Below are 17405 nucleotides of genomic sequence, written 5' to 3' on the forward strand. Positions count from 1 at the left end.
GCGTGGACTACCAGGGTATCTAATCCTGTTTGCTCCCCACGCTTTCGCGCCTCAGTGTCAGTTACAGACCAGAAAGTCGCCTTCGCCACTGGTGTTCCTCCATATCTCTACGCATTTCACCGCTACACATGGAATTCCACTTTCCTCTTCTGCACTCAAGTCTCCCAGTTTCCAATGACCCTCCACGGTTGAGCCGTGGGCTTTCACATCAGACTTAAGAAACCACCTGCGCGCGCTTTACGCCCAATAATTCCGGATAACGCTTGCCACCTACGTATTACCGCGGCTGCTGGCACGTAGTTAGCCGTGGCTTTCTGGTTAGGTACCGTCAAGGTGCCAGCTTATTCAACTAGCACTTGTTCTTCCCTAACAACAGAGTTTTACGACCCGAAAGCCTTCATCACTCACGCGGCGTTGCTCCGTCAGACTTTCGTCCATTGCGGAAGATTCCCTACTGCTGCCTCCCGTAGGAGTCTGGGCCGTGTCTCAGTCCCAGTGTGGCCGATCACCCTCTCAGGTCGGCTACGCATCGTCGCCTTGGTGAGCCGTTACCTCACCAACTAGCTAATGCGACGCGGGTCCATCCATAAGTGACAGCCGAAGCCGCCTTTCAATTTCGCACCATGAGGCGCAAAATGTTATCCGGTATTAGCCCCGGTTTCCCGGAGTTATCCCAGTCTTATGGGCAGGTTACCCACGTGTTACTCACCCGTCCGCCGCTAACTTCATAAGAGCAAGCTCTTAATTAGTTCGCTCGACTTGCATGTATTAGGCACGCCGCCAGCGTTCATCCTGAGCCAGGATCAAACTCTCCAATAAAGTTTGTCTAGCATCTAAAATAAAAATTGACGTTTCACGTTGTTTGTTTCGTTCAGTTTTCAAAGAACTCGTTTGTCGCTCATTTGCGACTTCCTTATGTTAACATCTTCGTTTTTCGATGTCAACTAAGTTTTTTAATTTCTTTTTTCGCTTTCTGCCGTTTCGCATCAGCGACGGTTATTAATATAGCATGTAGAAAAATGAAATGCAATACTCTTTTTAAACTTTTTTATAAAAATAGCCAAGTTTCTTTATTAACCTCATATACTTAAATAAAATAGCCATTTTCACCCTATCCAATTACTACATATATTCTAAAAGCTAACACCTCATTTGGCAGGAAATCATAACCCCGTTGTTAAAAAGCTTAAGTTATAAATGCATATTGTACTCATTTATTATCGCTACATTGCATTGAACAAACTTATAAGGAGGAATATACATATGGACTATACCGATTTACTAATCAAGCTAGGTCTCTCTGCCATTTTAGGATTCGCTATTGGTTTAGAACGTGAGTTAAAGAGAAAACCACTCGGTTTAAAAACTTGCTTAGTCATTTCCATTATTAGTTGCCTCCTTACCATTGTTTCTATTAAATCAGCTTATACTTTACCTCATACAGACCATATAAACATGGATCCACTTCGCCTTGCAGCTCAAATAGTTTCAGGCATCGGCTTTTTAGGTGCTGGCGTTATTTTACGAAGAGGTAATGACAGTATTGCAGGATTAACTACCGCTGCTATGATTTGGGGCGCTTCGGGTATTGGAATTGCTGTTGGGGCTGATTTTTATCTTGAAGCAATTTTCGGCATGTGTTTCCTTATGATTAGTGTCGAACTTATACCATTAACAATGAAATTTTTAGGTCCTAGGTCATTCAGACAGCGAGATATTACCGTCAAACTAGTCGTACGCAATATGGATAACATCCCTATTGTTATTGAAGAAATACAAGAAATGGACATAAAAGTAAAGAACATAAAACTCAAAACACTAGAAAATGGCTCCCACTTTCTACACCTTAAATTATCTGTTGATCAAAAAAAGCATACAGCTGATGTTTATTATACCTTGCAGCATTTCGAAAGCGTTCAGCAAACAGAAGTTGAAAGTATGTAACACTTTCTATATAACGTTAAACGACTCTCTAAAATAGAGAGTTTTTCTTTTTTTCAAAATGGTAACAATGTAGCTATACAAAATGAGGAGGAATATAAATTTGAATTCACGTACCAATATAATAGATGTATTTCGAGACTCCATTATTTTTCGTTTAGTTACCTTCATTATCGTACTTATTACTGTGTTTGGTTTTCTAATATACAAATTAGAACCGAAGTATTTTTCTACATGGTTTGATGGTATATGGTGGGCGATTGTCACCACATTTACTATCGGTTACGGTGATTACGTCCCGCACACACCTGTAGGAAAACTCATCGGCATGCTCCTTATTTTACTAGGAACAGGATTTTGCTCCTATTATATGGTGCTATTCGCTACTGAAATGATCAGTAAACAGTATATGAAAATTAAAGGAGAAGAAGCGGCTTCTTGTCATGGCCATATGATTATTGTGGGGTGGAATGAACGCGCCAAACATGTAGTAAGTCAAATGCATATTTTACAACCAACCCTTGATATCGTGCTCATCGATGAAACACTTTCTTTGCTTCCAAGGCCGTTTCACCATCTGACCTTTATTAAGGGGTGTCCACATCACGATCAAACTTTGTTAAAAGCAAATATCAAGACTGCCCATACCATTTTAATAACAGCAGATAAAGAAAAAAACGAAAGCTTAGCTGATACACAATCGATTTTAAATATTTTAACTGCGAAAGGATTAAATCCAACTATCCATTGCATTGCCGAACTACTTACTTCTGATCAAATTCAAAATGCAACAAGAGCTGGAGCAACAGAAATTATTGAAGGGAATAAGTTAACAAGCTATGTCTTTACTGCGTCCCTTTTATTCCCTTCCATTTCAGGTGTATTATTTACACTTTATAATGAAATCTCAGAAAGCAAATTACAACTAATGCCCGTTCCTGCATCCTATATTGGAAAAACTTTCGAAGTTTGCAGTAACCTGCTTTTAAAACAAGATACTTTACTATTAGGTATACAGCGTGATGAACAATATCACATCAATCCTGTTCATTCTTTTATTACTATTGAAAGTGACGTCTTTATCGTAATTAAGCATTGATAAGATGCTGCTCTAGCTCTTTTACCAATACCTTTCCAATATCAACATATTTTCGTTTTATATCGCCATCTGCATCTTTCGGTTCTGCAAATTGATCTAATCCACTTGTCCCAGCTGCAAGCGTATTTACTTGATCATCAAGTTCGTCTTGATATACATGTGAAAGAAGATACGGTGTTTCAAGACGAACTATTACCCCTGGTACATCAAGTTCTCCTTCCACTGCTGTAAATGGTACTCGTAAAAACTGATAACCATCTTCCTCATCTATTTTATAATCGAAGCATCCTTTGTCATAATCCCAATTGCCACCGATGCTATACCCAAGTGGTTTCAACGTTTCCTCTAGCTTAAAAAGAGCATATGTATGACCTTCTAAATTTGATTGAATCGGAATCAATCTATTCATCCTTTCTAGACTTTTTCCTTAGCATGCCCGTTCCGATATGAATATATCGGCGGAACTAACATATATATCATATCGATTTACCAACAACATCTGACACTTCGCCTTCCACATTTAGACCATAAAAAAACTGTTGGGGGATCTTCCCAACAGTTTTTTTTGCTACATCGGTTCTGAGCAAGCCGCTTCCGCTTTTCTTCTGTCCAGCTTCAATGGCTAGAATGGTCGGTGGCTTCGCTTCTTCCGCCGAGGCAAACTACGCCTCTATGTCTGAAGCTCCATCCCCCTCCCATTCTGAGCAAGCCGCTTCCGCTTTCCTTCTGTCCAGCTACGCCTCCTAGTCCCTTCCGTCTAAGAACCTTCCGCACGAGAAAGTAAAAACACTTTCTGTACGGAAGGTTCTTAGCCATCGGGCCTAAACAGTCGGCTTCGCTTTTCTTATTTCAAACGTTCTTCTAATTCTGCTTTTAGTTCTTCGAATCCTGGTTTACCAAGTAGAGCAAACATGTTTTTCTTGTATGCTTCTACACCTGGTTGGTCAAATGGATTTACGCCTAGTAAGTAGCCGCTCATCGCACATGCTTTTTCGAAGAAGTATACAAGGTAACCGAATGTGTACTCATTTAATTCTGGAATGTTTACGATTAAGTTTGGTACTCCGCCATCGCTATGTGCAAGTAATGTACCTTCGTATGCTTTTGTGTTAACGAAGTCTACTGTTTCACCAGCAAGGTAGTTTAAACCATCTAAATCGTTCTCATCTAATTCGATTTTTAGTTCATGTGTAGCTTTTCCTACTTTAAGAACTGTTTCAAATAAGTCACGACGTCCTTCTTGAATATATTGACCTAATGAATGCAGGTCAGTTGAAAAGTTTGCTGAAGATGGGAAAATACCTTTTTGATCTTTTCCTTCACTTTCGCCAAATAACTGTTTCCACCACTCAGCAAAGTATTGAAGTGCTGGCTCATAGTTAACAAGCATTTCGATTGTTTTTCCTTTGTTATATAGAGCATTACGTACAACTGCATATTGGTAAGCTGGGTTTTCTTCAAGCTCTGATTTTGCAAAGTCATCATGTCCAGCAGCTGCACCTTGCATCATTTCTTCAATATTTAAACCGCTCACTGCAATTGGTAATAAACCAACTGGTGTTAATACAGAGAAACGACCGCCAACATCATCTGGAATTACGAATGTTTCGTATCCTTCTTCGTCAGCTAATGTTTTTAAAGCACCACGCGCTTTATCAGTTGTTGCATAAATACGTTTACGTGCTTCTTCTTTACCATATTTCTCTTCTAATAATTTACGGAACAGGCGGAATGCAATTGCAGGTTCTGTTGTTGTACCTGATTTTGAAATAACGTTAATGGAGAAATCTTTACCTTCTAATACATCCATTAAATCTTTCATGTAAGTGGAGCTAATGTTTTGTCCAACAAATAGCACTTGTGGAGTTTTGCGTTGTTCTTTAGAAAGCGTATTATAGAAAGAATGGTTTAACATTTCGATTGCTGCACGTGCTCCTAAGTAAGAACCACCAATACCTACAACAAGTAAAATGTCAGAGTCATTTTTAATTTTCTCTGCACTCTTTTGAATGCGAGCAAATTCTTCTTTGTCATATTGAAGCGGAAGCTCTACCCATCCAAGGAAATCGTTCCCAGCCCCAGTTTTTTCATGGATTGCATGATGTGATACTTTTACTGCATCACGTAAATACGTTAGTTCGTGTTCACTGATGAACGATAACGCTTTAGAATAATCGAACGTTACATGTGTGCTCATCTTTTTCCCTCCAATTATGTATATGTATTTCTGTATTCACTTTAGCGAAACTGAAGTTGTAAATCAAGCAATTGGAGAATTGTAAACGTCACCAATATATATTTTTTTTTAAAAGTTCATTTTTTGCATAAAAATTCGCACTTTTCGGTATAGATGTATATACATCCTATAATGGATATTTTTTATGTATAAAAACTACACAAGACAACCATTCTATAAAAGAGTTAAGTTGTATAAGGCGCACTTCCATTTTCGGATTTCGCTTTATATCCACCAAGGTGGATTCTTACTACTCACATGCACTAAAAGCTTGCTTATGCTTCAAATTTAAGGAGGACTATTCAAGATGAGTACTTTACAACGTATTGCATTAGTATTCACTGTAATTGGTGCCGTCAACTGGGGACTGATTGGATTCTTTCAATTTGATTTAGTAGCAGCTATCTTTGGCGGACAAAATTCAGCACTTGCACGAATCATTTACGGTATCGTTGGTATTTCCGGGCTTATCAACCTTGGTTTATTATTTAAACCATCTGAAAATCTTGGAACACACCCGGAAACACGTGAAGTTCGATAATAAACAAGTATACTTCGCGTTCCTTATCCGACATACGAATATGATTGCATGCAATCATATTTGCTAATATATATCATAACCAAGTAAAAGAGGATCGCTGTTTAGCGATCCTCTTTTACTTGGTTAACTGTGATTCTTCAATCCACTCTGTTAACTTTTCGCGAAGCGTATTAAACCCTTTATCAGATGGCTTTGGTACGATGATTCTTCCTTGCTTGCGCTTTGCTGCTTTTAACGATAAACTCATTTTTCTGTGTTCTTCATCAATTGAAAGTACCTTTACTTCTACCGTATCTCCGACCTTTAAAAAGTCATGAATATCTTTCACATATCCATTTGTAATTTCAGATATATGCACAAGCCCTTGCGTTTCTTGATCCAGCGCTACAAATGCACCGTAATCTTGAATTCCAGTTACTTTCCCTTTTACAACCACTCCTGTTGTGTATTGTTCTGACATATGAAACACTCCCATACGTTTACCATTTTCTCTGCTCTTTGCAGATTGCAGTAAAAGTACCCACCTCAAAATTCAGACAAATATAGCTACGCGAAGTGAGTAACTGCTCATAAATACGCGATTGGTGAAAGCATACTCTCAAGCAAACAAAATATATCACTCAAGAAAAACTTCACTCTATATTAGTAAATTATACCACCAGCTCCTCTTTCATTCAAAATCCATGAAAAAGTTTCCTTTAGTACGTATAATTTTCAAATATTGGGATAGAATACTAACACATGGCTTTCTAGTATTCCCCCCCTTTTATGGACAAAACGTATTCTGTTTTGTCCTTTTTTTATTTTCAACAAATCGTTGCATGCGCTTCATCGCTTCCATTAACTGCTCAAGCGAAGTTGCGTAGGAACAACGAATAAATCCTTCACCGCTCTCACCAAATACACTTCCAGGTACAACTGCTACTTTTTCTTCTAACAATAATTGTTCTGCAAATTCTGCTGAGGATAACCCTGTTGAAGAAATCGAGGGAAACACATAAAAAGCTCCTCCTGGCACATGGCATGTTAAGCCCATTTCGTTAAACGATGTCGTCATAAAATTACGACGTTTTTTATAACTGTCTCTCATTCGAATGACTTCATCATTCCCAAAGCGAAGCGCTTCCAATGCTGCAAACTGTGACATCGTCGGTGCGCACATCATTGAATATTGATGAATTTTCAGCATTAATTCTGAGAAATGTACAGGAGCCGCAATCATTCCAAGGCGCCATCCCGTCATCGCAAATCCTTTTGAAAATCCTGAAATTAAAATTGTATGGTCACGCATATTTTGAATGCTTGCAAAACTCGTATAGGCCTCGTCATATACAAGCTCTGCATAAATCTCATCCGATAATACAATGAGATTATACTTTTCCACGATTGTCGCTAACTTTTCTAATTCATCTCTGTTTAAAAGTGCTCCCGTTGGATTATTTGGAGAGCAAAGTAAAATAGCTTTTGTTTTTGTTGTAATAGCTGCTTCTATTTGCTCCGGCTGTACTTTAAATGCCGATTCTAAAGAAGTTGCTACTGGAACAGGCACTCCCCCAGCTAATGTAACCAGTGGTGCATATGATACAAAGCTCGGTTCGATGATGATCACTTCATCGCCTGGATTTACAATGGCGCGCATCGCAACATCTAATGCTTGGCTCGCTCCAACCGTAACAATAATTTCTTCATTTGGGTCATACGAAACATAAAATTGCTTTTGAAGATACTTTGCTATTTCTTGACGCAACTCCAATAATCCTGCATTTGCAGTATATGCTGTATATCCTTCCTCTAACGAACGAATACATGCTTGCCTTACATGCCATGGTGTAACAAAATCCGGCTCTCCCACTCCAAGTGAAATAACACCTTTCATACCTGCCGCTAAGTCAAAAAACTTACGGATACCGGATGGTTGTAAAGATTCTGCTGCTCTTGATAGTTCAAACTGCTTCATGGTGCCACCACAATTCGTTTATCATCATCCGTTTTGTCATAAATAAGTCCCTCATGTTTATATTTTTTCAAAATAAAATGAGTTGTTGTTGAAACAACCGATTCAATCGTTGCTAATTTTTCCGAAACAAACGTTGCTACTTCAGCCATACTTTTCCCTTCTAGCGTAATAGAAAGATCATATGTCCCTGACATTAAATAAACCGATTTCACTTCTGAATAACGGTAAATTTGCTCAGCAACTGCATCGAATCCAACTCCATGCTTCGGTGTAACTTTTACATCAATCATCACAGTTAAACCGCTATGTTCTTTTACTTTTGTCCAATCAATATGTGTAACATAATCCACAATGATTTTTTCTCTTTCTAATTTCTCAATCATTTCTTTTACTACTTCTGCTTCTATATTTAACATTTTCGCTAATGTTTTTACGGATAAACGACTATTTTTTTCAAGACAAGCTAACAATTCTAATTCTTTTTCAGTCACCATATTCCTCATCCTTCCTTTTATTTGTTTTTAAATTATACAGATATCCTTTTATGTTTGAAAAGAAGATTTTTTTAGAGAATTATGTAAAAATAAAAAAGAAAGGGGCTGAAACCGTGAAGCCAAAAGTATATATTGCTGATCGCGTTCCAAAATTTGTAGAAACATATATCTCTGAGCATTGTGAATATGAAAAATGGGATAGTAGCGAGAAGATACCTCGTGAAGTTTTATTAGAAAAAGTAAAAGATAAACATGGCTTACTTAACTTTGGTGCAAAAATTGACGAAGAGTTGTTACAAGCAGCTCCTTACTTAAAAGTTGTAAGTAACATTTCTGTTGGCTATGATAATTTTGATTTAGAAGCGATGAAGCGTAAAAATGTAATTGGAACAAATACTCCATATGTATTAGATGACACTGTTGCCGATCTTGTTTTCGCTCTTATGTTATCAGCAGGACGCCGCGTATGCGAACTTGATTCTTATGTGAAACAAGGGAAATGGGACGATGAAATTAAAAAAGAACATTTCGGGTTAGACATCCACCATAGTACAATCGGGATTATTGGAATGGGGCGAATTGGAGAGGCTGTTGCAAAACGAGCAAAATTCGGATTCGATATGAACATTCTTTATTATAACCGTCGCCGTAAAGAAGAGGCTGAACAAAAATTTGATGCCACATATTGTGATTTAAACACGCTATTAGCGCAATCAGATTTTATTGTCCTTCTAACTCCATTAACAGAAGAAACATATCATCTCATTGGAGAAAAGGAATTTTCATTAATGAAAGAAACAGCAATTTTCATTAATGCTTCCCGCGGGAAAACAGTCGATGAGGCTGCATTAATTGAGGCCTTGCAGCAAAAGAAAATCTTTGCAGCAGGTATCGATACATTTACACAAGAACCAATTGAAAAAGATAATCCACTCTTATCTTTAACAAACGTTGTTACTTTGCCCCATATTGGATCTGCGACATTAAAAACAAGACACGAGATGGCAATGACAGCTGCAAAAAATCTAGTGGCTGGGTTAGAAGGGAATACGCCGCCTAATATTGTGCGTGGATAAAGTGAAACTTTAATCGGTCGGGGGTCTTCATCTTCCCACCGATTATTAGCCTTTACCAATTGAACTTTTGAGGAATAAAACTAAATTATAAAAAAGGCAAGATGGATCATCCTCCATCTTGCCTTTTTTTGTTAACATAAATCTTTTTCTACTAGGAGATGATATGAAAAAAAACAATGGAGTGAAAGAAAATGAAACATGAGATAGAGCATCCTTACTTCACTTTTTCCACTCGCGGTACTACTGTTCATTACGAGTTATATGAACACCAAAGTAAAGAGGAAAAACCAACTTTTGTACTCGTTCACGGTTTTCTATCGTCCTCATTTAGTTACCGGCGGCTCATCCCATTGCTTGTCAAAGAAGGAACCGTTGTCGCACTTGATTTACCACCGTTTGGAAAAAGTGATAAATCAAATCAATTTACATATTCCTATCGTAATTTAGCAACTGTAATTATTGATTTAATGGAACATTTAGCATTACAAAACATCGTGCTAGTTGGACATTCAATGGGCGGACAAATCTCACTCTACGTCAATCGCCTACGTCCCGATTTAATTACAAAAACAATCTTACTATGTAGCTCAAGCTATTTAACAAGGGCAAAGTTTCCGCTCATCTACTCTTCCTATTTACCATTCTTTCATTTATACGTAAAAAATTGGATTATAAGAAGGGGCATTGTTCATAATTTAATGAATGTCGTCCATGATCACTCTTTAATTGATGATGAAATGATGGAAGGTTATGCTGCTCCCTTTTACGATAACCGTATTTTTCCTGCTTTAACGCGAATGATTAGAGATCGGGAAGGGGATTTATCGTCAGCAGAATTACGAAAAATCGAAACACCAACTTTACTCATTTGGGGCGAAAAAGACCGTGTGGTTCCTGTTCATGTCGGGCACCGATTACACGGTGACTTACCAAACTCTAAATTTATTTCATATAAAAATACAGGACACTTACTACCAGAAGAAAAACCAGAACATGTATATGAAGAGATCATGGCATTTTCAGCACAGTAATATTCATATATCGATTGCCACGTACAACATGCATTCCTAAAAAAGGCTGTCGAAACACCCGACAGCCTACAATGAACAGCTTCCACCTTCTTTTAGTACAAGTAATTCCTCTGCTAACTTCTCGCATTTTTCGATAGCTGGTACTTCTTCAAACGACATGAAATAAATGTGTTGTATTTTTTTCGCAATATATTTCGGATCATCAAACGCGCTTACCACGTACACAACATCACTTGCTTCTGTTTCATAAAATTCTGGTCCCATTTGAAAGGGATCCCAGTTCTTCACCATTTCCACCATCTTTTCATATACACCCATCTACTTCCCGCCTTTTCCACTTTTTAAATCTTTTCTTTATCGTATCATATCAGCTATGCTAGAAGAAGTAAGGAACTTTCACAAAACCATGAAGGGAGCAAAAATATGCAGCAATTTCATAAAACTGTAAATCGTCGTGGGACCCATAGTGTGAAGTGGGATACATACGAGAATGAAGAACTATTACATGCATGGATTGCCGATATGGATTTTCCGATTCCAGAGCCAATTCAAATTGCACTACAAAAACGTCTTGAACATCCTATTTTCGGCTATACAATACCGCCAGAAGAGATTACCAATACAATTTGTCACTGGACAAAAAGCCAATACAATTGGGAAATAAAAAAAGAGTGGATTGTATTTAGTCCAGGTATCGTTCCGGCTCTTAGTACAAGTGTGCAAGCTTTAACAAATGAAAATGATTCTGTGCTTGTACAACCACCTATCTATCCGCCATTCTTTGATATGGTCATAAAAAATCAGCGTCATCTATGTGAAAACCCGTTACATTTGCAAAATGGTTTCTACACAATGGACTTTGAACATTTAGAAACACAGTTTAAGCAAGGTGTAAAACTCATGCTTCTTTGCAGTCCGCATAATCCTATTGGACGCGTCTGGACAAAGGCTGAACTTACACAACTTGGAGATTTATGTGAACGATACAATGTAACCGTTGTCACGGATGAAATCCATGCCGACATTATTTTCTCAGGTCATACCCACACACCATTCGCTTCTTTATCTAAATCATTAGCGGCGCGTACCATTACTTGTATGGCACCAAGTAAAACATTTAATATTGCGGGGTTACAAGCATCCATCGTTATTATTCCAGATCAAAGGATTCGGGATGCTTTTACATCTGTGCAATACCGCCAAGGTTTTCATGGACTAAATATATTTGCTTATGTGGCAATGCAAAGTGCCTATACAGAGTGTAACGAATGGTTAACAGACATCCGTTTATATATGGAAGAAAATGCTCAGTTTGCTCGTGAATTTATTGAAACGCATATCCCTGCACTTTTTGTCATTCAGTCAGAAGGCACTTTTTTACTATGGGTTGATTGCTCTTGCCTTGGACTCTCTCAAGAAGAACGCACAAAGCAACTTGAAGAAAAGGGCAAAATTATTGTGGAACCAGGTGAAAAATATGGAACAGGTGGAAGGCAGCACATTCGTATTAATATCGGTTGTCCAAGAAAGCAACTTGAAGAAATACTGCGCAGACTGAAGTATACATTTTCATAATCAACTAAAGAAGCTACCTTTTCGAAGATAGCTTCTACTTTTTCTTGGCGGCTGCTGCCTTTTCTACAATGACACCACAAGCAATTCGATTCCCTGCATTTCCAGCAGGCTGCGACATTCCATCATCAGGCTTTTCCGTAATAATGATAGATGCACCATCTTTTCGATGAAGCGTTGTTTTTCCTTCTTCAAGTGATACATTCGGCGCCTCAATTTCCGCTTCAATCGTGCCTTTATCATCTGCAATTACATTCGGCAAATCACCATTCTCTGCACCTTTTGGATTCATAAGTCCGTGTTTCTTTTTCTCATCTAAATTAAAATGATTACCAGCTGATACAAAATGAGGTGCTTTACACTCCCCCATTTCATGAATATGTAATCCATGAGCTCCCGGTTTGAATCCTTCTGCCTTAATAGATATTTTCACACCACTTGTTTCTTGTTTCACTTTCGCTGTACCTACTTTATCACCAGAGGCGTTATGTAATTTCACCTCGATTTCTTTTGGGTTTCCTTTATCGCAACCTGTCATAAGAAACAGCAAACAACACCCAAATAAAAGCTGTTTTTTCATCACAATTCCCTCCAAAATACATTCTGCCCTTAGATTGTCCGAGCATAGAGGGAAACATACCACACGAAATTACTGTTTCTTCTCAGCTAATAACTTCTTTTCTACCTTCTGTAAACGTTCAGCTTCTCTCTTTGATACGCGAATAAACATGCGCCATGTTGCAATTGCACCGATGATAAATAAAACACAAACAATCCCGGGAATAATGTATTCCGTTTTATCTTCTGGAAAATATAATGGCATCATAAAAAAATCACTCCTTTATTTTTTCTATAGCCTGACTATATTCAATAAATCCCACGTCAAAATACATCTATACCTGTGAATTCATCGATGCATATGATGCATACCTTCATCACTTTAACTCATCAGAATTTTCTGTCACATTTCAAATTATAACATTTCTTACACACAAATTCATTCCCCACCAAATGATTTCTTTGACTCTCCCTTGCTCTTTCCTTACTATAAAATTGAGGTGAAAAATATGAGCGAAACATTCCAAATTGGTGATATCGTTACTGGCATTTACAAAACAGGAAAATATATCGGCGAAATTACAAACAGCCGTCCTGGGAGCTACGTTGTCAAAGTATTAGCTGTTTTAAAGCACCCTACGCAAGGCGATTTACATAATGTGAAACAAGCCGATGTACCATTTTTCCATGAACGACGCGCTTTAGCTTTTCGCGAACAAACCAATATTCCGCAACCAATGGTGAGAAAATATGAAGGGGATATCCCTGATTATAAAGAATCTCTGAAGGCGGCATTAGAAGCACAAATGAATATATTTTCGGAAGATGATTCTCCTTTTGCACAGCGTAGTTTGCAAACACTCCAGCAATTAAAACAAGATTACAAACTGTAAAAACAAAACGACCAAATTACACAGTTTGTAATTTGGTCGCTATTGTGTACTCACTTTCTTTAACACTTTCGAAAAGTCGATAAGCTCCCCTAAAGTCGGTGGAGATGGCTTTACTAAATATTCTTTGTCCTTTTCGACCAGCTTAAAAATATTATAAGTCGTCATCGCATCATCAAGCGCACAATGATGCTTTCCTGTTCCTACTTTCCCGTATGCCTCAATCGCTTTCCATAATCCAGTTTGATTCCGTTCTCCAAAGAAACGTTTATACTCGAGAGATAAATCTCGGCATTGTCCTGAAAAAGGGAACGCTACACCTACAGCCTCACAATTATGCTTCAGTACTTTCATATCCATATTGCCCCACGTGACAATCGTTGTTTGACAACGCTTTTCATATTGGACAAGCTTTTCGACAAGTTCCAAAAAAGAAATCCCTCCGTCTACCGCTTCCTGTTTAATCCCTAGAAATTTTTTGCACCGCTCTGTTAAACATGAAAAAGTTTCCGGCCTTACATAAGATGAATACGTATCTTCCACTACACAATCCACAACTGATACGAGTCCTACCTCAATAATCTCCGGAAAAAATCCCTTTGGCTTTTTCCTATTTTGTGGCATCGTGAACTCGAAATCTAAAAATAAAAATTGTTTTTCATCCATACGATCCCTTCCTTATCATTTCGTCTACTTTCTCCTCCTACACGAACATTCTCGAATGCTAATCATTCAGATTGGATGTATCTTATGTATATGTCAAATAACCGCAAATATTTTCAAAAAGGAGAAAAATTCATTTCCATAGAAAATATGACAAAACAAACCCTTTCATTTACATCCGACATTTTTCTACTTTATAATGGCTTTAAGTGTGTTTCTTCCAAAAATTTATGACACACTAAGAAAAGTTACCCGAAAGGAGATGGAATTTTTGCACGAAACAACGCAAGAAATCGCAAACTGGCAATATTACTTTGCAATCGCAGTCTTTCTAATTACATATGCCATTATCATTTCAGAAAAAATTAACCGTGCTGTTATCGCACTTCTTGGTGCAGCACTTATGGTAATAGTAGGTGTTGTTGATTTACACAATGCTTTTACAAAACATATCGAGTGGGGAACAATTACGCTACTGATCGGTATGATGATTTTAGTTAACATCACGAGTAAATCGGGCGTGTTCCAATATGTCGCGATTAAAGCTGCTAAACAAGCACAAGGAAATCCAATTAAAATTTTAATTTCTCTTTCTTTACTTACCGCACTTGGTTCCGCATTTCTAGATAACGTAACAACTGTACTTCTTGTTGTTCCTGTTACTTTATCTATTACGCGCATTTTACAAGTAAATCCTGTTCCATATTTACTTTCTGAGATTATTTTCTCAAATATTGGGGGAACAGCAACATTAATTGGTGACCCACCAAACATCATGATTGGTTCTGCGAATAAGCACTTAGATTTTAATGCTTTCTTATTCAACTTAGCACCAATCGTACTTATCATTATCGCTGTGACAGCAACAATGATTTATTTTATGTACCGCAAGCAGCTCATCGCTGATCCTGTACAAGTTAAAAAATTAATGAGCTTAGATGAAAAACAATACATTAAAGACCCTGTATTAATGAAAAAATCTTTAACAGTACTTGTTCTTACAATTATCGGCTTCATGACTCATTCTATTTTCCACATTGATGCAGCGGTAATCGCATTAACAGGCGCTACTGTACTTATGCTAATCGGTGTAAAAGAACATGAAATCGAAGAAGTATTTGCTCACGTAGAGTGGATTACCATTTTCTTCTTTGCTGGTCTATTCGTACTCGTTGGTGGACTCATTGATATTGGACTCATTAAAATGCTAGCTCAAAAAGTAATTAATTTAACAGGCGGAGATATTTCTTATGCATCTATCCTGATTTTATGGGTATCTGGTATTGCATCAGCAACGATCGATAACATTCCATTCGTTGCAACAATGATCCCTCTTATTAACGATATGGCAGTCGGTCTTGGTCTATCACCTTCTGATGCACAAATCGATGTACTATGGTGGTCATTAGCATTAGGAGCTTGTCTAGGTGGAAACGGAACATTAATCGGTGCTTCCGCTAACGTAATCGTAGCAGGAATCGCAAGCCGTGAAGGACATAAATTTAGCTACATGGAATTCTTAAAATTCGGTTTCCCGATTATGATCGTTTCATTAATTATTTCTCACATTTATATTTATCTGCGTTATTTAATGTAGAAATAAAAAGCGGCAGTGGCTCGCCCAGAATGTGAGGGGGATGGAGCTTCTGACATAGAGGCGCTCTTTGCCTCGGCGGAAGAAGCGAAGCCACCGAACATTCTAGCCGCTGGAGCTAGATTCCTTAAAAAGCACAAGTGGCTCGCAAACAAAGAAGGGCTATCGTTGCAACGATAGCCTTTCTTTTTCATATATCGGTGATTTTTTCAATATATCGACCGTTTCTTCACATATATCAGCGATTTTTTCAATATATCAACCATTCGACACAACATATCGACTGTTCGACAATGTTCAACAGAACACCTTAATTAAATCCTAATATTTCGTTGGCTCATTTCGAATTAAAAACAAATGAATCGGAAGAAAAATAGAACATGTTATCACATGAATAATCGTAAATAATACCGAGTTCGTACCATACCGGTCCAAAATGGCATATACCAAATAAATTGACAGAACAAGCGAGACTCCTGTTGCTAGCACACTTATAATCGGAACAAAATTTAAAATAAAACATAGAACATATATCCCAAATACTTTCCACCCTGCCTCTTCTTTCAAAAATCCAGGCAACTTCTCCCTTGCCAAATCCCCCCATACTTTACTATTTAAAAAAGGAATAAAAGCAAGAACACCATCATTAGCACCATCATCTTTCGCCATCGTATAAAGTGCAAATGCCGTTAATATATACGCAAGGATACCCCAAATTACAATAATTAAAATAAAAGTAAAACTAAGCGCTAAAAAACCAGCAAATATACCTTGATCTTCCATCGCTCCCTCTCCCTTCTACTCTCATCATATTTTTTATATCCATTTCCAATCACTTCTTTATATAATATGAATAAGAAGCCTGAAAGGAGAACGATTTTATGCATCCATTTGTAAAAGCCTTACAGCAACATTTCATTGCACATCAAAACCCTGAAAAAGCAGAACCAATGGCTCGATATATGAAAAACCATTTTCCATTTCTCGGTATTCAAACACCGGAAAGAAGAAAGCTATTACGTGAAGTCATACAAGTACATACACTTCCAGACAGAGAGGAATTTCAAATCGTCATTCATGAACTTTGGTCTTTACCAGAACGCGAATTTCAAGCCGCCGCTCTCGATTTATTACAGAAATATAAAAAACATCTCGATAAAACTCACATCCCCTTTTTAGAAGAGCTCATTATAACAAAGTCATGGTGGGATTCCGTTGATGGTATCGTCCCTACATTCTCAGGAGACATCTTCCTGAAATATCCAGATGCCATTCCTACCTATATTCCGAAATGGATCGCTTCAGAAAATATATGGTTACAGCGTGCTGCAATCCTATTTCAACTCAAATATAAACAGCAAATGGATGAAGCACTTCTCTTCTCGGTTATCGGACAGCTTAAGTCTTCAAAAGAATTTTTCATTCAAAAAGCAATCGGTTGGGTACTTCGTGAATATGCGAAAACGAGCCCAAATGTTGTATGGGAATACGTCCAAAACAATGAACTCGCTCCTTTAAGCAAACGTGAAGCGATTAAGCATATTCGTGCAAAAATGAGTGTCCCTTCAGAATAAAGAGTAGTAAAATAGGCGAGACTCTATCATAAATACAATCGTTCTTCTATTGTGATTTAAAAAAGAACATGATAGAATATGGTCATTATTATTAAATATAGTAGCGATGACGGACTTATAAGTACTTGCACAAAAAGCGATTCAGGGACAGTGAAAGCCTGAAAAAGCAAGGAAACGGC

General features: G+C 37.8%; 18 protein-coding genes, 1 rRNA gene and 1 pseudogene. 9 read left to right on the forward strand and 11 right to left on the reverse strand.

What is annotated here, in order from left to right:
• Nucleotides 1–819 (reverse strand): 16S ribosomal RNA (locus KFD70_RS02775); the annotation flags it as partial.
• Nucleotides 820–1263: 444 nt separating this feature from the next.
• Here KFD70_RS02775 and KFD70_RS02780 point away from each other — a divergent pair.
• Both KFD70_RS02780 and KFD70_RS02785 read left to right on the forward strand, forming a co-directional pair.
• Nucleotides 1264–1944 carry an MgtC/SapB family protein gene (locus tag KFD70_RS02780; RefSeq protein WP_336453492.1) on the forward strand — a complete coding sequence of 227 codons (681 nt, stop codon included), beginning with the start codon at nucleotides 1264–1266 and terminating at the stop codon, nucleotides 1942–1944.
• A gap of 82 nt (nucleotides 1945–2026) precedes the next feature.
• Entirely contained in the window at nucleotides 2027–3040 is a 1014-nt protein-coding gene (locus KFD70_RS02785) for an ion channel (RefSeq protein WP_431612908.1), read from the forward strand.
• Here KFD70_RS02785 and KFD70_RS02790 read toward each other — a convergent pair.
• Entirely contained in the window at nucleotides 3030–3440 is a 411-nt protein-coding gene (locus KFD70_RS02790; RefSeq protein ID WP_336453490.1) for a YugN-like family protein, read from the reverse strand. The genes KFD70_RS02785 and KFD70_RS02790 overlap by 11 nt on opposite strands.
• Nucleotides 3441–3884: 444 nt before the next feature.
• On the reverse strand, nucleotides 3885–5237 hold the full coding sequence (locus KFD70_RS02795) for a glucose-6-phosphate isomerase (RefSeq protein ID WP_336453489.1): 1353 nt from the start codon (nucleotides 5235–5237) through the stop codon (nucleotides 3885–3887).
• Between the two features lie 346 nt (nucleotides 5238–5583).
• Between KFD70_RS02795 and KFD70_RS02800 the strand changes: the two genes are divergently transcribed.
• The gene (locus KFD70_RS02800; RefSeq protein ID WP_336453488.1) at nucleotides 5584–5817 is read left to right on the forward strand and encodes a DUF378 domain-containing protein; all 234 of its coding nucleotides are present in this window, start codon (nucleotides 5584–5586) and stop codon (nucleotides 5815–5817) included.
• A 115-nt stretch (nucleotides 5818–5932) separates the two neighbouring features.
• Here KFD70_RS02800 and yugI read toward each other — a convergent pair whose 3' ends face one another.
• From yugI to KFD70_RS02815, 3 genes are all read right to left on the reverse strand, one after another.
• On the reverse strand, nucleotides 5933–6277 hold the full coding sequence (yugI, locus tag KFD70_RS02805) for a S1 domain-containing post-transcriptional regulator GSP13 (RefSeq protein ID WP_174103759.1): 345 nt from the start codon (nucleotides 6275–6277) through the stop codon (nucleotides 5933–5935).
• 306 nt (nucleotides 6278–6583) lie between these two features.
• Nucleotides 6584–7774: an aminotransferase gene (locus KFD70_RS02810; protein WP_336453487.1), complete on the reverse strand. Its 1191-nt coding sequence runs from the start codon at nucleotides 7772–7774 to the stop codon at nucleotides 6584–6586.
• Nucleotides 7771–8268 carry an Lrp/AsnC family transcriptional regulator gene (locus KFD70_RS02815; protein ID WP_336453486.1) on the reverse strand — a complete coding sequence of 166 codons (498 nt, stop codon included), beginning with the start codon at nucleotides 8266–8268 and terminating at the stop codon, nucleotides 7771–7773. Before KFD70_RS02815 ends, KFD70_RS02810 begins: the two co-directional genes overlap by 4 nt.
• Before the next feature lie 113 nt (nucleotides 8269–8381).
• Here KFD70_RS02815 and KFD70_RS02820 point away from each other — a divergent pair, with 113 nt between their 5' ends.
• The gene (locus KFD70_RS02820) at nucleotides 8382–9344 is read left to right on the forward strand and encodes a 2-hydroxyacid dehydrogenase (RefSeq protein ID WP_336453485.1); all 963 of its coding nucleotides are present in this window, start codon (nucleotides 8382–8384) and stop codon (nucleotides 9342–9344) included.
• 191 nt (nucleotides 9345–9535) lie between these two features.
• Entirely contained in the window at nucleotides 9536–10375 is an 840-nt protein-coding gene (locus tag KFD70_RS02825) for an alpha/beta fold hydrolase (RefSeq protein WP_336453484.1), read from the forward strand.
• 66 nt (nucleotides 10376–10441) lie between these two features.
• On the opposite strand, the gene KFD70_RS02830 is transcribed toward KFD70_RS02825, so the two are convergent.
• Nucleotides 10442–10693, reverse strand: a complete 252-nt coding sequence (locus KFD70_RS02830; protein WP_336453483.1) for a DUF1871 family protein — start codon at nucleotides 10691–10693, stop codon at nucleotides 10442–10444.
• Between the two features lie 105 nt (nucleotides 10694–10798).
• Between KFD70_RS02830 and KFD70_RS02835 the strand changes: the two genes are divergently transcribed.
• Nucleotides 10799–11950 (forward strand): MalY/PatB family protein, encoded by a 1152-nt coding sequence (locus KFD70_RS02835; protein WP_336453482.1) that lies wholly within the window; start codon nucleotides 10799–10801, stop codon nucleotides 11948–11950.
• 34 nt (nucleotides 11951–11984) lie between these two features.
• Here the strand turns inward: KFD70_RS02835 and KFD70_RS02840 are convergent, their stop codons facing one another.
• Together KFD70_RS02840 and KFD70_RS02845 are read right to left on the reverse strand one after the other, a co-directional pair.
• On the reverse strand, nucleotides 11985–12527 hold the full coding sequence (locus KFD70_RS02840) for a superoxide dismutase family protein (protein WP_336453481.1): 543 nt from the start codon (nucleotides 12525–12527) through the stop codon (nucleotides 11985–11987).
• A 69-nt stretch (nucleotides 12528–12596) separates the two neighbouring features.
• On the reverse strand, nucleotides 12597–12773 hold the full coding sequence (locus tag KFD70_RS02845; protein WP_174103747.1) for a hypothetical protein: 177 nt from the start codon (nucleotides 12771–12773) through the stop codon (nucleotides 12597–12599).
• A 241-nt stretch (nucleotides 12774–13014) separates the two neighbouring features.
• Between KFD70_RS02845 and kapB the strand changes: the two genes are divergently transcribed.
• A complete protein-coding gene (gene kapB / locus KFD70_RS02850; protein ID WP_336453480.1) occupies nucleotides 13015–13398 on the forward strand; it encodes a kinase-associated lipoprotein KapB in 384 nt (127 codons plus the stop codon).
• 39 nt (nucleotides 13399–13437) lie between these two features.
• Here kapB and kapD read toward each other — a convergent pair whose 3' ends face one another.
• Nucleotides 13438–14061 carry a 3'-5' exonuclease KapD gene (kapD, locus tag KFD70_RS02855; RefSeq protein ID WP_336453479.1) on the reverse strand — a complete coding sequence of 208 codons (624 nt, stop codon included), beginning with the start codon at nucleotides 14059–14061 and terminating at the stop codon, nucleotides 13438–13440.
• A 268-nt stretch (nucleotides 14062–14329) separates the two neighbouring features.
• Here kapD and KFD70_RS02860 point away from each other — a divergent pair, with 268 nt between their 5' ends.
• The gene (locus KFD70_RS02860) at nucleotides 14330–15655 is read left to right on the forward strand and encodes an ArsB/NhaD family transporter (protein ID WP_336453478.1); all 1326 of its coding nucleotides are present in this window, start codon (nucleotides 14330–14332) and stop codon (nucleotides 15653–15655) included.
• 318 nt (nucleotides 15656–15973) lie between these two features.
• Here the strand turns inward: KFD70_RS02860 and KFD70_RS02865 are convergent, their stop codons facing one another.
• Nucleotides 15974–16435: a hypothetical protein gene (locus KFD70_RS02865; protein WP_336453477.1), complete on the reverse strand. Its 462-nt coding sequence runs from the start codon at nucleotides 16433–16435 to the stop codon at nucleotides 15974–15976.
• A 98-nt stretch (nucleotides 16436–16533) separates the two neighbouring features.
• Between KFD70_RS02865 and KFD70_RS02870 the strand changes: the two are divergent.
• Nucleotides 16534–17258, forward strand: a pseudogene (locus tag KFD70_RS02870) (DNA alkylation repair protein).
• Nucleotides 17259–17405 lie beyond the last annotated feature (147 nt).

Source organism: Bacillus pfraonensis (assembly GCF_050768835.1).
GTDB lineage: Bacteria > Bacillota > Bacilli > Bacillales > Bacillaceae_G > Bacillus_A > Bacillus_A pfraonensis.

Bases quoted from the DNA above. Each gene is read 5' to 3' on its own strand.
- KFD70_RS02780 (WP_336453492.1), top strand. From the start codon at position 1,264: ATGGACTATACCGATTTACTAATCAAGCTAGGTCTCTCTGCCATTTTA.
- KFD70_RS02785 (WP_431612908.1), top strand. From the start codon at position 2,027: ATGAGGAGGAATATAAATTTGAATTCACGTACCAATATAATAGATGTA.
- KFD70_RS02795 (WP_336453489.1), bottom strand. From the start codon at position 5,237: ATGAGCACACATGTAACGTTCGATTATTCTAAAGCGTTATCGTTCATC.
- KFD70_RS02800 (WP_336453488.1), top strand. From the start codon at position 5,584: ATGAGTACTTTACAACGTATTGCATTAGTATTCACTGTAATTGGTGCC.
- yugI (WP_174103759.1), bottom strand. From the start codon at position 6,277: ATGTCAGAACAATACACAACAGGAGTGGTTGTAAAAGGGAAAGTAACT.
- KFD70_RS02810 (WP_336453487.1), bottom strand. From the start codon at position 7,774: ATGAAGCAGTTTGAACTATCAAGAGCAGCAGAATCTTTACAACCATCC.
- KFD70_RS02815 (WP_336453486.1), bottom strand. From the start codon at position 8,268: ATGGTGACTGAAAAAGAATTAGAATTGTTAGCTTGTCTTGAAAAAAAT.
- KFD70_RS02825 (WP_336453484.1), top strand. From the start codon at position 9,536: ATGAAACATGAGATAGAGCATCCTTACTTCACTTTTTCCACTCGCGGT.
- KFD70_RS02830 (WP_336453483.1), bottom strand. From the start codon at position 10,693: ATGGGTGTATATGAAAAGATGGTGGAAATGGTGAAGAACTGGGATCCC.
- KFD70_RS02835 (WP_336453482.1), top strand. From the start codon at position 10,799: ATGCAGCAATTTCATAAAACTGTAAATCGTCGTGGGACCCATAGTGTG.
- KFD70_RS02840 (WP_336453481.1), bottom strand. From the start codon at position 12,527: ATGAAAAAACAGCTTTTATTTGGGTGTTGTTTGCTGTTTCTTATGACA.
- KFD70_RS02845 (WP_174103747.1), bottom strand. From the start codon at position 12,773: ATGATGCCATTATATTTTCCAGAAGATAAAACGGAATACATTATTCCC.
- kapB (WP_336453480.1), top strand. From the start codon at position 13,015: ATGAGCGAAACATTCCAAATTGGTGATATCGTTACTGGCATTTACAAA.
- kapD (WP_336453479.1), bottom strand. From the start codon at position 14,061: ATGGATGAAAAACAATTTTTATTTTTAGATTTCGAGTTCACGATGCCA.
- KFD70_RS02865 (WP_336453477.1), bottom strand. From the start codon at position 16,435: ATGGAAGATCAAGGTATATTTGCTGGTTTTTTAGCGCTTAGTTTTACT.